This is a genomic window from Acinetobacter guillouiae CIP 63.46 (assembly GCF_000368145.1).
GTDB classification, from domain to species: domain Bacteria; phylum Pseudomonadota; class Gammaproteobacteria; order Pseudomonadales; family Moraxellaceae; genus Acinetobacter; species Acinetobacter guillouiae.
In genome coordinates this window covers 403,781-416,649 of record NZ_KB849281.1, presented here as the reverse complement: position 1 = coordinate 416,649, position 12,869 = coordinate 403,781, and the positions used below count along the sequence as shown (strand labels likewise).

The 12,869-nt window shown below is 40.3% G+C and carries 13 protein-coding genes; 10 read left to right on the top strand and 3 right to left on the bottom strand.

Features of this window, described 5'->3' with window-relative positions; translation table 11 throughout:
- The first annotated feature begins 51 nt into the window (after positions 1-51).
- From F981_RS01865 to F981_RS01845, 5 genes are all read left to right on the top strand, one after another.
- A complete protein-coding gene (locus F981_RS01865; RefSeq protein WP_004717711.1) occupies positions 52-945 on the top strand; it encodes a LysR family transcriptional regulator in 894 nt (297 codons plus the stop codon).
- Positions 946-1,147: 202 nt separating this feature from the next.
- The gene (locus tag F981_RS01860; protein WP_004717709.1) at positions 1,148-1,828 is read left to right on the top strand and encodes a paraquat-inducible protein A; all 681 of its coding nucleotides are present in this window, start codon (positions 1,148-1,150) and stop codon (positions 1,826-1,828) included.
- Positions 1,825-2,631, top strand: coding sequence for a paraquat-inducible protein A (locus F981_RS01855; protein WP_004717708.1), 807 nt, complete (start codon positions 1,825-1,827; stop codon positions 2,629-2,631). Before F981_RS01860 ends, F981_RS01855 begins: the two co-directional genes overlap by 4 nt.
- 11 nt (positions 2,632-2,642) lie before the next feature.
- Positions 2,643-4,310 (top strand): PqiB family protein, encoded by a 1,668-nt coding sequence (locus F981_RS01850; RefSeq protein WP_167468956.1) that lies wholly within the window; start codon positions 2,643-2,645, stop codon positions 4,308-4,310.
- A complete protein-coding gene (locus tag F981_RS01845; protein ID WP_004717703.1) occupies positions 4,300-5,043 on the top strand; it encodes a PqiC family protein in 744 nt (247 codons plus the stop codon). The genes F981_RS01850 and F981_RS01845 overlap by 11 nt, the downstream gene beginning before the upstream one ends.
- 107 nt (positions 5,044-5,150) lie before the next feature.
- Here F981_RS01845 and F981_RS01840 read toward each other — a convergent pair whose 3' ends face one another.
- The 3 genes from F981_RS01840 to F981_RS01830 all read right to left on the bottom strand — a co-directional run bounded on the left by F981_RS01840 (position 5,151) and on the right by F981_RS01830 (position 8,808).
- Entirely contained in the window at positions 5,151-7,379 is a 2,229-nt protein-coding gene (locus F981_RS01840) for a phosphocholine-specific phospholipase C (RefSeq protein WP_004717702.1), read from the bottom strand.
- Positions 7,380-7,405: 26 nt separating this feature from the next.
- Positions 7,406-7,552 (bottom strand): hypothetical protein, encoded by a 147-nt coding sequence (locus F981_RS23835; protein ID WP_016539485.1) that lies wholly within the window; start codon positions 7,550-7,552, stop codon positions 7,406-7,408.
- Positions 7,553-7,941: 389 nt separating this feature from the next.
- A complete protein-coding gene (locus F981_RS01830; RefSeq protein ID WP_004717699.1) occupies positions 7,942-8,808 on the bottom strand; it encodes a DUF4344 domain-containing metallopeptidase in 867 nt (288 codons plus the stop codon).
- A 384-nt stretch (positions 8,809-9,192) separates the two neighbouring features.
- On the opposite strand from F981_RS01830, the gene F981_RS01825 reads away from it, so the two are divergent.
- The 5 genes from F981_RS01825 to F981_RS01805 all read left to right on the top strand — a co-directional run bounded on the left by F981_RS01825 (position 9,193) and on the right by F981_RS01805 (position 12,811).
- Complete coding sequence (locus F981_RS01825) at positions 9,193-10,059, top strand: metal-dependent hydrolase (protein ID WP_004717697.1); 867 nt, start codon at positions 9,193-9,195, stop codon at positions 10,057-10,059.
- 30 nt (positions 10,060-10,089) lie between these two features.
- Positions 10,090-10,527, top strand: a complete 438-nt coding sequence (locus F981_RS01820) for a PaaI family thioesterase (RefSeq protein ID WP_004717695.1) — start codon at positions 10,090-10,092, stop codon at positions 10,525-10,527.
- Between the two features lie 142 nt (positions 10,528-10,669).
- Positions 10,670-11,350 carry a glutathione S-transferase family protein gene (locus tag F981_RS01815; RefSeq protein WP_004717694.1) on the top strand — a complete coding sequence of 227 codons (681 nt, stop codon included), beginning with the start codon at positions 10,670-10,672 and terminating at the stop codon, positions 11,348-11,350.
- Complete coding sequence (locus F981_RS01810; protein ID WP_004717691.1) at positions 11,347-12,120, top strand: SDR family NAD(P)-dependent oxidoreductase; 774 nt, start codon at positions 11,347-11,349, stop codon at positions 12,118-12,120. The genes F981_RS01815 and F981_RS01810 overlap by 4 nt, the downstream gene beginning before the upstream one ends.
- A 1-nt stretch (position 12,121) precedes the next feature.
- Positions 12,122-12,811, top strand: coding sequence for a Rossmann-fold NAD(P)-binding domain-containing protein (locus tag F981_RS01805; protein WP_004717689.1), 690 nt, complete (start codon positions 12,122-12,124; stop codon positions 12,809-12,811).
- The last annotated feature ends 58 nt before the right edge of the window (positions 12,812-12,869 follow it).

The following is a 12,869-nucleotide window of genomic DNA, read 5'->3' as shown; positions in this document are numbered from 1 at the left end:
TGCATGCGAAGTAAAATCATTGTTTAATAATTTCAAACAATCAGTGTGATTATGCAAAAAAACCTAAAACAGATTATAAGTTTTTTGCAAGTGGTTGATTCAGGATCATTTACCAAGGCAGCGGAGATTTTGGGGTTAAGTCGATCGATGGTGAGTATTGATATCAAGCATTTAGAACAGCATTTAAATGTGAGTTTGCTGATTCGTAATACGCGTAATATCGCACTGACTGAAATAGGCAAAAGCTTTTATGAGGATTTCAAACACATTCAATTGCAAATCGAAGAAGCTTTTGAGCGCAGTCAAAACTTAGCCACAAGTATCACAGGGATATTGCGTTTTTCATCGACCAATGAATTTGGACGGAAATTCATCTTACCTTTGCTGGGTGAGTTTTGCCGCCAATATCCTCAATTACAGCTACAATATTCATTTAATTCTTCCTTAGATGATTTAGTCACTGAAAAATTAGATTTGGTCATTCGGTTGGGAAACTTAAAAGACTCATCGATGCGGACACGAAAAATTGCTGAATATCCGATTTATTTGGTTGCCAGCCCTGAATTTTTAAAACGTTATCCAATCAATAGTATTGCTGATTTAGCACATGTTCCTTGGATTGGTCATCGCTTATTGAATTGGCAGGATGCGCAATATGTTTTACAAAATGATCAAGGTGAAAAACATACATTGCCTTTTGTTAGAAGTCAGTATGAATCTAATTCAGCAGAAGCGATACATCAGATGACACTTGCTTCATTGGGTGTTGCGATATCGCCAGCTTGGTTGGTCGATGAAGATATTCAGCAAAATCGTTTAACTCGGGTGTTAGCTGATTTTGATTTACCTGTGCAAAATGTCCAATTGCTCTATCCGAATACGGGAACCTTGCCTGCAAAAACTCGTGTCTTTATCGATTTTTTGGTGCAACGACTGTGTATTTAATCATGTCAAAATTGGCGCTTGCTATTGCAAATAGATAAAATGCATGGTCAATTGTTAGACTAGATTTCGCCAGATCAATTGTTTATATAAAACCAACAGGATATCATCAAAAAATATCACAACTCATCTGTATACATCTCAGTAAAATATAGCAAGATGAGCTTCGGTCTAAAAAGAATTTATAAAATGGTGTTGATGTTCTATGCGTGAGCCGTCCTCCTGTCCGCCAGTTTCTGTGTCCTTGAATCAGCAAGCATTGATTCAAAATGGTGATATTGCACCGCAAACACTGGTTGCCTGTGAGGAATGTGACACGCTCTATCATCGAATTCAGCTGACCCAAGGTGAGCGTGCTTATTGTCTCTGTTGTGGGGCTGAGCTTTATCGGCAAAGCAAACCATTTAGTGTCTTACTGGCAATGGTAACAACAGCGCTGATCGTATTTGTGATTGCCAATAGTTTCCCGATTGTTAAGGTGGAATTGCAGGGGAATGATTCCCAGACAACATTACTGGGTGCTGCATGGGCAATGTTTCATGCAGGGCAAGGGCCCGTAGGCGTGTTGATTCTTATCACGACTTTCGTGGTGCCTCTATTGGATTTATTGCTGCTGTTCTATGTCCTTTCATCAGTTCATTTTTTTAAAGTTCGGCCTCGTTATTTAGTTGCAGCATTCCGTACCTTGTTTTTATTTAGAACATGGGGAATGGTTGAGGTATTTTTGATTGGGGTATTGGTCACCTTGGTTAAACTGGTCGGTATGGTTGTGGTGATTCCAGGCGTTGCATTATGGGGATTCTCCATACTGAGTGTATTGCTGGTTTATATTGCCTCAGTAAAAGTCAAAGATCTTTGGGATGAGATCGACAGGAGACTCTCATGAAAACTGAACAGTCTCAGGCTAATTTTTCAAAATACTCAGCGAATACAGACAATAAAAATTCGCAACAATATCCAAGAGCCAAAGATTTGTCTTTGGTGCTTTGTCATTGCTGTGGAACGCTCAATAAACAGGTTCCAGAGGCTGAAACAAAACACACTTCACATTGCTTGAAATGTCATAGTGTGCTGCATCAACGTAAACCAAAGAGCTTAGACAGAACCCTTGCTTTGGTGATTGCTGCGAGTATTTTATATATTCCAGCCAATGTACTTCCGATGACTGTCACAGATTCTTTGTTAGGCAGTCAGCAAGATACGATCATGAGTGGTGTGATCTATTTTTGGCAGAATGGGGATTATTTGGTTTCTGCTGTTATTTTTATGGCCAGTATTTTTATTCCCATGTTAAAACTTTTAATTCTGTGTTTTCTGTTGATTGCAGTAAAAATGCAGTCTTCTAAACGATTGCACTTTTCACCTGAGCATTGCTCAATGCTTTATCGGATTGTTGAGTTTATCGGTCGATGGTCGATGATAGATGTTTTTGTGGTGGCTTTATTGACTGCTTTGATTCAGATTCAATCACTGGCAACTATTCTCGCTGGGCCGGGCGCGGTTGCTTTTGGTGCAGTGGTGGTTTTAACCATGTTTGCTTCACTGAGTTTTGACCCGCGTATTATTTGGGATAATTATTCTGCTGCCCAGAATACGCACAACAAGAACGGGCTTTCCCTGCAAGGCTCAGATGTGATTCACGTGGATCATCCTCCCTTGAATCATGATTTATCCAATTCCAGTCAATAAAACAATGATGGGTGTGTATGTCTGAAAATAAAACCAATAACGAAAGCTCAGATCATCAGGATCCTCATGCTGTAGATGAAACGCAGCAGATTTTGCCTGAACCTGAGAAAAATAAAGGACGCTGGCGACCATCGTTGATCTGGCTGATTCCGTTTATTGCCTTGCTTATAGGTCTGTCGTTGGCAGTCAAAGCGGTATTAGATACTGGCCCGACCATTAATGTTGCTTTTAGAACGGCTGAAGGGCTGGTTGCAGGTAAGACGACTGTTCGTTTTAAACAAGTGGATATCGGTCTTGTTCGCCAAATTGATCTTGCCGATGATCATTCACATGTCATTGCCAAAATTGAACTGCGTAAGGATGCCAGTAATTTTGCTGCAAAAGACTCACGCTTCTGGGTGGTTCGCCCCCGCATCGGTGCCAGTGGTGTCTCAGGAATTGATACCTTATTGTCGGGTGCTTATATTGAGGTTGATGGCGGTAAGGCAGAACAAAAACAGGATGAGTTCACTGGCTTAGAAGTTCCTCCAGTCATCTCATCAGATGTACCGGGTAAAATCTTTTTCCTCAAAGCCAATAACCTAGGCTCACTGGATATCGGTTCTCCTATTTATTATCGTCAGATCAATGTGGGTCAAATCACGGCTTATCAGTTGGCCAAAGATGGTAAGAGTGTTGAGTTACAGACCTTTATTCAAGCACCTTATGATAAGTTTGTGACCACAGATGCGCGTTTTTGGCAGGCCAGTGGTGTCGATGTCAGCTTAAGTGCATCAGGATTTAAGCTAGATACCCAGTCTCTGGTGAGTATTATCGCTGGCGGGATTGCTTTCGGTTATCCTGAGAATTCTCATGCTGCTGTTGCTTCGGATCAAAGTCGTTTTAATTTATGGGATTCTCGTACTGAAGCTTTGAAAGAACCAGATGGCAATCCACACCGTATCATTATGTATTTTGATCAGTCTTTACGTGGCTTGTCGGCAGGTGCACCGATTGACTTTATGGGGATTGAAATTGGTAATATTCAGTCGATTAATGCGGAGTTTGATGCAAATTATACTCAGATTCGGATGCGGGCTGAGGGGGTCATTTATCCATCTCGTTTAGCCAATGGCAAAGAACTTGATCCTGATGGTGTTATTTTTAAACGCTTTATCGAAAGAGGCTGGCGTGCTCAGATGCGCACCGGAAATCTACTGACAGGGCAGAACTATATCGCCTTTGATCTATTCCCTAAAGCAAAACCAGCAAACTTAATCATCAGATCAAATGGTGTGATTGAGGTTCCAACCACACCAACCGAGTTGAAGGGATTACAAGCACAAGTATCGCAAATTGCGGATAAACTGAATAAATTCCCATTGGTGGAAATTGGGCAGGATGTACGTAAAACCCTCAATAATATGAATTCAGCGATTAGCTCTACAGATAAATTGGTGAAACAGTTGGATGGCAAAGTTGCGCCAGGACTACAGGCGACTTTGGATGATGTACGTAAAACCATGCGCTCTACTGAAACCATTCTATCCAGTGATGCGCCAATGCAACAGGATGTACGCCGTGCTTTACAGCAAATGACACGTGCTGCCGCATCTTTACAGCTAATGGCTGACTATATTGAACAACACCCAGAATCACTCATTCGTGGGAAAACGCCTGAGGTTAAGAATGCTAAATAAAAAAAATAGCTCACATTTTCTGTCCTATTTGCCGCAGTCTAGTCGAGCAGGTTGTGCTCTATTATTGGCCGTTGTGGGTTTAACGGGCTGTTCCAGTTCGCCTACACCAAACTACTATAGCTTGACGCCAACGGTTAAACCGTTGGTGAGTTCAAATGTACGGGTGATTGAAGTACTGCCAGTGGGATTACCCGACCGTTTAAACAGGGCCCCCTTAGTCTTACAGGACAGCAGTGGTAAATCTAATGTATTGGATAATGAACGCTGGACGTCCACGTTGGGGGCAGAGTTACGTGATGGTTTGTCTGCGGGTTTGCAACAGAAATTAGGTGCTGTCGATCGTTACAGCAGTGGTATGACGGGTGGTAAAGTCTCTTACCGTATTGCAACCGACTTTTCTCGCTTTGATATTATCGAACACTCCAACACACGTTCGTTAATGGGTTCGATGAATCGGGATATTGAGGTGGCAGTTGCTTGGATTATTAAACGTGATGATCCAGCCAGACCCTTAAATCAGCCAACAGGTGTACAAAATGCAGTTTTGCCTAACCGACAACTCAGTTGTCGAATGGCATTTACCGATGCAGTTGGTGCAGATGGCAATAAAATTGTTGATATAGTCAGTGTTTCACGACAGTCATTGAGTAAGGTTGTCGAAGCGATTGCCGCTTCTGTTGTTGCGACAGAAGCCAATAAAGCTGTGGTGATGGAAGGAGTGACGTGTTCCTAAGCAAGCACTATAAAAAAGCACCCCAGTTTTAAATAAAGCTGGGATGCTGTTAATTTTGATTCAGTGTTAATAATCTAAAAAACTGAATATTCAAAATTCTTTAAATATTAAACCATCGCTGGATCACTGACAGAATCTGCACCTGTTTCAACGCGTCCTGCAAAGCGTCGATAAAACTTAGTGTCCTGAGTACAGGTTACGGCAAAATCATACCATTGCCATGTATCTTTCAGTTCCCAATGTCGTGTTGATGTTTGACCTGCTTTTACAGTGATTTTTAACGCTGCATCACTACGATAGACGACTGGGTTAATGACCAGTTCAACATCTTTTGTGCCCGTATTGGTCAGGTCTAAATAAACATTACCATTGGCAATATCATAACACACTCGAATTTCAGGATTGATTTGCAGGCTTTGATTACGATTTAAATCACCTTTGAAATGGCGATGAAAACCATTTGGTCCCATCACCCAAAGATCGTATAAGCCTTGATTATCCTTTTTCACATTCCAAACATCATCCAGTGTTTTACCCGCTTCTACAATATAACGACGCGGAACACGACTGAGATTTAACTTGTCATAGACATGAAAAACTGCGCCTTGAGTCCCTGTATTCGAGAACAAGAGTTTGACTGTTCCATCATTTTGACAGCGTGCACTGGTATGTAATTCATAAGGCAATGCTTTAGATGGGCGAATACCACTGGCTTGAATTGGAAGTTGTAAATTGGTTGGAATCGGAACATTGGGCAACTTTTGCTGAGCTGAACGAAGTTGATCTGCTTGCTCACGGGTTTGTTTACCATTTAATTCTGGCAGTACATCTTCATTTGGGGTTTTAAAATTAAATGCTGAGGTTAAATCACCACAAATCGCACGACGATAAGGGCTGATATTTGTTTCTTTTACCCCAAAGCGTTGTTCTAAAAACATTAATACTGACGTATGATCAAACACTTGAGAGTTAACCACACCACCACGACTCCATGGTGAAATTACAAAGAGTGGTACACGTGGGCCCGGTCCATAAACACCATTGTCTTTTTTAGGCTGGCTGCTGCTGCCTAGTGGCGCGTCATGTAGATAATATTCATGCTGCATATCAGCTTGGCTGAGTGTGGATTTACCTGCATAAGTATTGTCTGCTTGTAAGGTCGGTGCAGATGGAGAAGGAACATGGTCAAAATAACCATCATTTTCATCAAAATTGATCAAGAAAACGGTTTTACTCCAAACCTCTGGCACTGCTGTTAAAGCATCTAAGATTTCTTGAATAAACCAAGAACCTTGTACTGGGCTTGATGGACCTGGATGTTCACAATAGATAGAAGGTGCATTGATCCAAGACACTTGGGGGAGTTTGCCTGTTTTGATATCATTTTTAAAAGCATCTAAAAACTCTTCGGGTTTATTGCCGGGCAGGGTGTTTGCGATACCTTTATACAGTGGATTTTTAGCATTATCGGTTGTGGCATCATAAGCTTTATAAGGCAATGGTTGCGCTGCTTTATTGTATGGACTATTCGGCGCACCACCACTTGAAACTGGATAGCCTGAAGCAATATTGGCTTTTTTAAAGGTACGGAATGCACCGAGCATGTTATCGCCCCATTCATCCGGCATGTTTTGATAGCAAATCCAGTTAACACCTGCTTCTTCTAAACGTTCAGCATAGGTTTTCCATGTGTAGCCGACATCAACGTTTTGGGGATCACCATCAATCCAGTCCCATTCATTATTCACAAATGCGGTACTGGTCGGTACTGCACCATTGGTGCCCGTTAAATGAAATGAACGATTGGCATCTGTACCTGTGTGCATTGAACAGTGATATGCATCGCAAATGGTAAAAGCATTGGCTAAAGCAAACTGATAAGGGATTTCCTGCTCTTTAAAATAACCCATTGCATAATCAGTTTTATGGGTTGGCCAGTTTGACATACGGCCGTTGTCCCAAGCTTTTTGGCTATCCACCCAAGTATGGTTTGTACCGGGTGCACGTTGTGCATTATTACTTGATCCATCTAAATGAAAAGGCGTTAATAAGGCACCGTTACTTCGTTGTTGTTGCCATACAGTACGATCATTTTGCAAAGGAATGGTTAAGCGGTCGGCAAAACCACGAACGCCTTTCAATGTACCAAAATAATGGTCAAATGAGCGGTTTTCCTGCATCAGGATAACCACATGTTCGACATCCTGAATGGTTCCTGTTTTATTATTTGCAGGAATAGCCAATGCCTTTTGAATGCTGGCTGGAAATGTAGATAAGGCAGCAGCACCAAAACTTGTTTTAAGTGTATTTGCTAAAAATTGACGACGATTAATCACAATATTTCCCTTTGGTATTTTTATGTTTATGGTGCGCAACGCAATAATGGTTTTTTAGATCCATCAGGCTGGGTAGTGGCCTGATCATCATTTGAATCATTACAAGCGGTGAGTGCCAGTAAAATTGGGAAAATATAAATGTACGATAACCATCGTTTCGGTTTTTTTAACATGTGCTTCGTCCATAATAAAGATGCCCACACATTAGACAGCGCTTGTGACAGCAAGGTGTCACCTTTATGACAAATCATTGACATGGCAATAGCGCTAGAAATCGAGACAGAAATCCAAATAGAAATAGAAAATAAAACAGAAGCATACTTAATCGCTTTTGATGGAGAGATTAAGTGTGATGTTTAACTTTAATTTGAATTGTTGCTGAGATCTAAGATATCAACTAAGCACCTTACTTTTAAAAGATTAATTTTATTAGTCACATTTTTATAGAATAAATGATCACTCATCAGGTGAAAATACGATGGGTGAAAACAGGTTTTAAGTTTTTGGCTGAGCATGCAGGATATTGCAGGAATGAATGGTTCCTGCATTTATTGACGGCCGTTTATTTTAAATGTTTTTTAAGCAAAGCATCCCATCTTTGAACCAATGCTGAATATTCAGTTTTACAGCCAAGTGCTCTGCTTTTGGGTAAGTATTTTTCTTTGACCAGATACGCATATTTTTGCGAGTCAGACCCATAAACATAACATAAGAAATTTTCTGCTCTTACCCATTCAGGTGAGTGCCCCTCTGGTGTAAGTTTTCTTGAAATGGCTGGCCCTTGTTGCTCTAGCCCATAAGAGTCTGAAATAGAAATTAAATAATCTTTATCTTCATCATAAGTTGTTAGGATATAAGCAGCGACTTGATCAGCATAATCCTCTTCGAATTTATAAGGGATATCCAATGCAAGTGTATCTATCAAGGCATGGCCTGCCTCATGATACAAAGTACCAAGTGCGCTTTGAAACAGCTCATCTTCAAGTTCGGTACCTTTAGCACCTGCTTGAGAAAATAGCTCTCTTTGTTCTTCACCTAATTCATAACACATCTCTATTGTGGAAGTATCAGCATCATAGAATGCATTCACTTCACCGCATTCTTTGGCAATCACTTTGATATCCTGCGGTATATTGATATAGCTGTTCATATATTTCGCAAAGTCTTCTAATAAATAATTCAAGCGCCAGAATTTTTCTTCGATCTTGGTTTGGGCATTTCTAGCGGGTTGGTAAATCGCAATAAATTTTCCTGTTTGATCTTTAGCCGCATGCTTTTTATGCTGATTTGATGATGAGGGAGTCTGTTTTTGCTGATTGATTTCAGATTGATTATTTGCGGAATCAGCGCTAGTTCCACAAGCGACCATGCTACTAAGTACTAAACTGATCAAACAACTTTTTAAAGTAAGGTGGATCTTTTTGTTCATATGTTTTCTCAAAACAAAAATAGGAAGAATTATTTATATGCGAATACAAGTACTGAAAAAGCTGATTGTGTACATACATTTTGGATCATCAGTAAAGTTCTAAGATTGCCTGAAATAGGTGAAATTCATGTAATTAAATCATTCATTTCAATGTGTTCAGCCCTTAACTTATTACTTTATCATTTCATCATCATGTTATTTTGATAGCTTGGTTTTATCTTTTGTCTTTACAGATTGTCTTTATAGGAACAGGTCTGTCATTTAAGGACAACCTAAAGCTTTAACGTATTCAGACCATTGACAAGATCAACATGGATCATTATTTTAACTCAACAAGTTCTTTTTTGGAACTTGTTATTTTAAGATAAATTCTTGAGGTGAACCATGTCTATATCAGCGGTGAAAGAAAAATCAAAGCAAAAAACACCTGCATCATTTCCAGTACGTCGCATGGATTATCAATTTCAGGATATGCCCAAGTATTGGTGTAATGATGAACCAACCTTTACCCATTACTTCACAGGTTTATCGACGCTTTTTCCTGAAGGTGAATCGTACTTTGTCCGTTCAGTGCGCGCTTTACGTGAAAAAATTAAAAATAATCCACAATTAGACCGTGATATTGGAGCCTTTATTGGACAAGAAGCCATGCACTCTAAAGAACATCATGCTTTTCATGTCAGTGCACAACAATATGGTTTAGATCCTGAATCTTTAGAAAAAGTCACAGGGATCATATTAAAAGCGGTTGAACGTGCTTTTCCTAAAAAATGGAATCTCTTGGTCACAGTGGGTTTGGAACATTACACCGCAGTGTTGGTGGTGGAGATGATGAAAAATGTCAATGAGTTAATGACCGATACCACTATTCGTAATTTATGGTTATGGCACAGTGTTGAGGAAACTGAACATAAGGCTGTGGCTTATGACATGTATGAATACTTATATGGCAAGGGCTTAGATGCCTACATTCCTCGCGTGGCAATTTTTACATTTAGTCTTGTGCTGATCACGCTATTTTCTAATGTATATCAAGTGGTGTTGATGTCGAGAGACAAACAATTATTAAACCTTAAGTCTTGGACTAAGTTTGCTGGGTTTACAGTGCAAGCCTATCGTAAGCTGGTACCGCAATTTTTCTCTTATTATCAGTTTGATTTTCATCCGAATGATACCGATGAATCCGAAATTGTCGCACAAACTAAAGTAAAAATTGGTTTATCCCCTGAGCAATCAAGCCTTCTCCAATAAGTATTTTATTTATCAAAATAGGAAATAGTGATGAATCCACTCAATATGACTGGTCTAGAAATTATGCAAGCATTCCAAAAAGGACTGGTGCCAGCGCCTGGTATTGCAAAAACCATGGGGATGGAGGAAGTCGGAGACGTTGAATATGGTCGCATTGTATTTATGGCCATTGCGGATGAACGTCATAGCAATCCATTGGGTGGAGTACATGGTGGTTTTGCCGCAACGATATTGGATTCAGTGACAGGGTGTGCTACACATACCGTCTTGGCTGCAGGTGAGGGCTATGGAACCACTGATCTTGCGATAAAAATGTGTCGTCCAATGCCGTTTAATAAAAAGTTAATTGCTGAAGGTAAAGTCATCAACGTAGGGAAAAACTTAGTCATTTCAGAAGGCTATCTTCGAGATGAAGAAGGAAAATTGTATGCACATGCAACAGCAACCAATATGATCATCCGTCGTTGAAAGATTCTATTTCTGCATCATGGTTTTGAACTAGAATTTTTGGATCAGGGCTTTAAAAGCAGGCCTTTGAAGTATTAAGTGCTGATCCTGTGATGTCGCTCATCGAATGTCAATCGACCCAAAGTTAAGCTGAGAATATAAAATGAATTCAGTTGTATTACATCAATGGGAAATCTCTCCTTTTTGCCAAAAAGTTGCCAGGATGTTGCAATTTAAAGGGATTGCTTATCAGACTGTGGATTATAACGGTGTACTGGGCGCAAAAGTGCCAATGCTCAGTAAAGCAGGCAAGGTTCCTGTTCTAGATATTGATGGTCAACGTATTCAGGACAGTACCCGTATTGCACGTTATCTTGATGATGCTTACCCAGACTTACCACGTTTATATCCTGAAGATCCTTTACAAAAGGCCTATGTTGAGCTTTGGGAAGATTGGTCAGACGAGTTGTTATATTTCTATGAGGTGCACTTTCGTGTCAGTGATGCTGATGCTTTAGATCATGCGGTTGAAATGAGTGCAAAAGGTCGCCCCAAACATGAAATATATCTGTTAAAACCCTTGCTCAAAGCAACATTAAACCTGCAACTTAAAATGCAGGGTACAGGTCGTATGGCTAAGCAGGATATTGAAGCGGAATTTACTCGTCATTTAGAGCGTATCGAATTGGTGTTGGCGCAAACAGGATGGCTGGTTGGCGAGGTTAAAACACTGGCTGATATTGCAGTAGGTTCGCAGCTTTTAGAGATTGTCCGCACCAGTAAAATTTGGGGCGCTAAAATTAAAGCTTATCCTTCTATTGCTCAATGGTTAGACTTGCTATGAATACGCAGAATGCAACATCTCAAAATATAGCAACACTACCATGTGTGGTTGTTATGGGCGTAGGTGCTGAACAAGGAATTGGAGCAGCAGTTTGTCGTCGTTTTGCTCAAGAAAAATTAAAAGTACATGTTGTGGGGCGTACTTTAGCGAAAGTGCAAGCCGTGGCTGATTCAATCAATGCGCAAGGTGGACACGCCGTAGCACATGCTTTGGATGCTGAAAATGAACAACAAGTGCAGACTTTTTTTGCGGAGAGGAATGCGCAAAAGGAGCATCTCGTCGCTGTTATTCACAATGTGGGGGGCAATATTCCCTCAATTTTTTTAAAGACCTCTCTTCAATTTTTTACTCAAATGTGGCGTTCTACTTTTTTATCGGCTTTTTTAGTGTCGCAACAAGCCTTAAAAATCTTTGAACAACAGCAATATGGCACGCTGATTTTTACCGGGGCAAGTGCATCTCTTCGTGGTAAACCTTTTTTTGCGGCATTTACCATGGGCAAATCCGCATTACGTAATTATGCGATGCATCTCGCCCAGATATATAAGCCTCAAAACATCCATGTTGCACATATTATTGTTGATGGCATGGTCGATGGTGATCGTGTTAATAAAGCTGTATTTGGTTTAGGACGCTTACTGAGACTTACACGAGGCACAGGCGGATTAAATATCGAAGCGATTGCTGAAAATTATTGGATGCTTTATCAACAAAAGCGTGATTTATGGACCCATGAGCTGGATTTACGTCCTTATCAGGAGAAATTCTAATATGTACAATTTAATTCCTCCATTGCTGAGAAAAAAATCCAAACTACAGGGCTGTATCGTTGTTATTGGCAATGAAACTCACTCGCTCAGCCAGCTTTTTGTGCATCAAGCACACAACAGTACAATGCCTGTATATCAAGTTCAGCATGATCCTACCCAAACCAATCTAAAGATTGAGCAACAAGATTCAGGTCTAAAACGGGTTCGTTTGAATCTGATCAATCCGACTGCTTTAAAAAATTTAGTTGGCTATATTCAACGAACAGGGCATTCAATTGAACTGTGTGTTTTCCAAGCTGATTTTTCAAAATCATTGTCGAATTCCGATGCTTCAGCCCAACAGATCGAACAGCTTTGGCAAAATACTGGTTTGGCTGCGGTAAATATTGCCCAAGCGATTATTCGAAAGATGCTGATAAAGTCACAAGGAACTTTGATCTTTCTAGGAACACAGCCCAACCTGATCGCTGAAAACAATGGCTTAACTCAGAGTATGTTTGCCAGTATTCGGGCATTGGCACAATCTTTGGCAAGAGAGTTTCATCTTAAAGGTATCCATATCACTTATTGTATGTTGGAAAGTTGGGATAGTCAGAATGTTGTCCTGATGGATTCGGTTAAAAATATGTGTTGGCATCTTTATCAACAACCTGATTCAACTTGGAGTCAGGAATTGAGTGTTGGTGTATAAATGCTATGGGGATTAATGCGAGAGAGCGCTAGTTAATCATATCCATCCCAAGCAGCGT

Bases quoted from the DNA above. Each gene is read 5' to 3' on its own strand.
- F981_RS01865 (WP_004717711.1), top strand. From the start codon at position 52: ATGCAAAAAAACCTAAAACAGATTATAAGTTTTTTGCAAGTGGTTGAT.
- F981_RS01830 (WP_004717699.1), bottom strand. From the start codon at position 8,808: ATGAACAAAAAGATCCACCTTACTTTAAAAAGTTGTTTGATCAGTTTA.
- F981_RS01845 (WP_004717703.1), top strand. From the start codon at position 4,300: ATGCTAAATAAAAAAAATAGCTCACATTTTCTGTCCTATTTGCCGCAG.
- F981_RS01820 (WP_004717695.1), top strand. From the start codon at position 10,090: ATGAATCCACTCAATATGACTGGTCTAGAAATTATGCAAGCATTCCAA.
- F981_RS01810 (WP_004717691.1), top strand. From the start codon at position 11,347: ATGAATACGCAGAATGCAACATCTCAAAATATAGCAACACTACCATGT.
- F981_RS01860 (WP_004717709.1), top strand. From the start codon at position 1,148: ATGCGTGAGCCGTCCTCCTGTCCGCCAGTTTCTGTGTCCTTGAATCAG.
- F981_RS01815 (WP_004717694.1), top strand. From the start codon at position 10,670: ATGAATTCAGTTGTATTACATCAATGGGAAATCTCTCCTTTTTGCCAA.
- F981_RS01805 (WP_004717689.1), top strand. From the start codon at position 12,122: ATGTACAATTTAATTCCTCCATTGCTGAGAAAAAAATCCAAACTACAG.
- F981_RS23835 (WP_016539485.1), bottom strand. From the start codon at position 7,552: ATGTTAAAAAAACCGAAACGATGGTTATCGTACATTTATATTTTCCCA.
- F981_RS01825 (WP_004717697.1), top strand. From the start codon at position 9,193: ATGTCTATATCAGCGGTGAAAGAAAAATCAAAGCAAAAAACACCTGCA.
- F981_RS01855 (WP_004717708.1), top strand. From the start codon at position 1,825: ATGAAAACTGAACAGTCTCAGGCTAATTTTTCAAAATACTCAGCGAAT.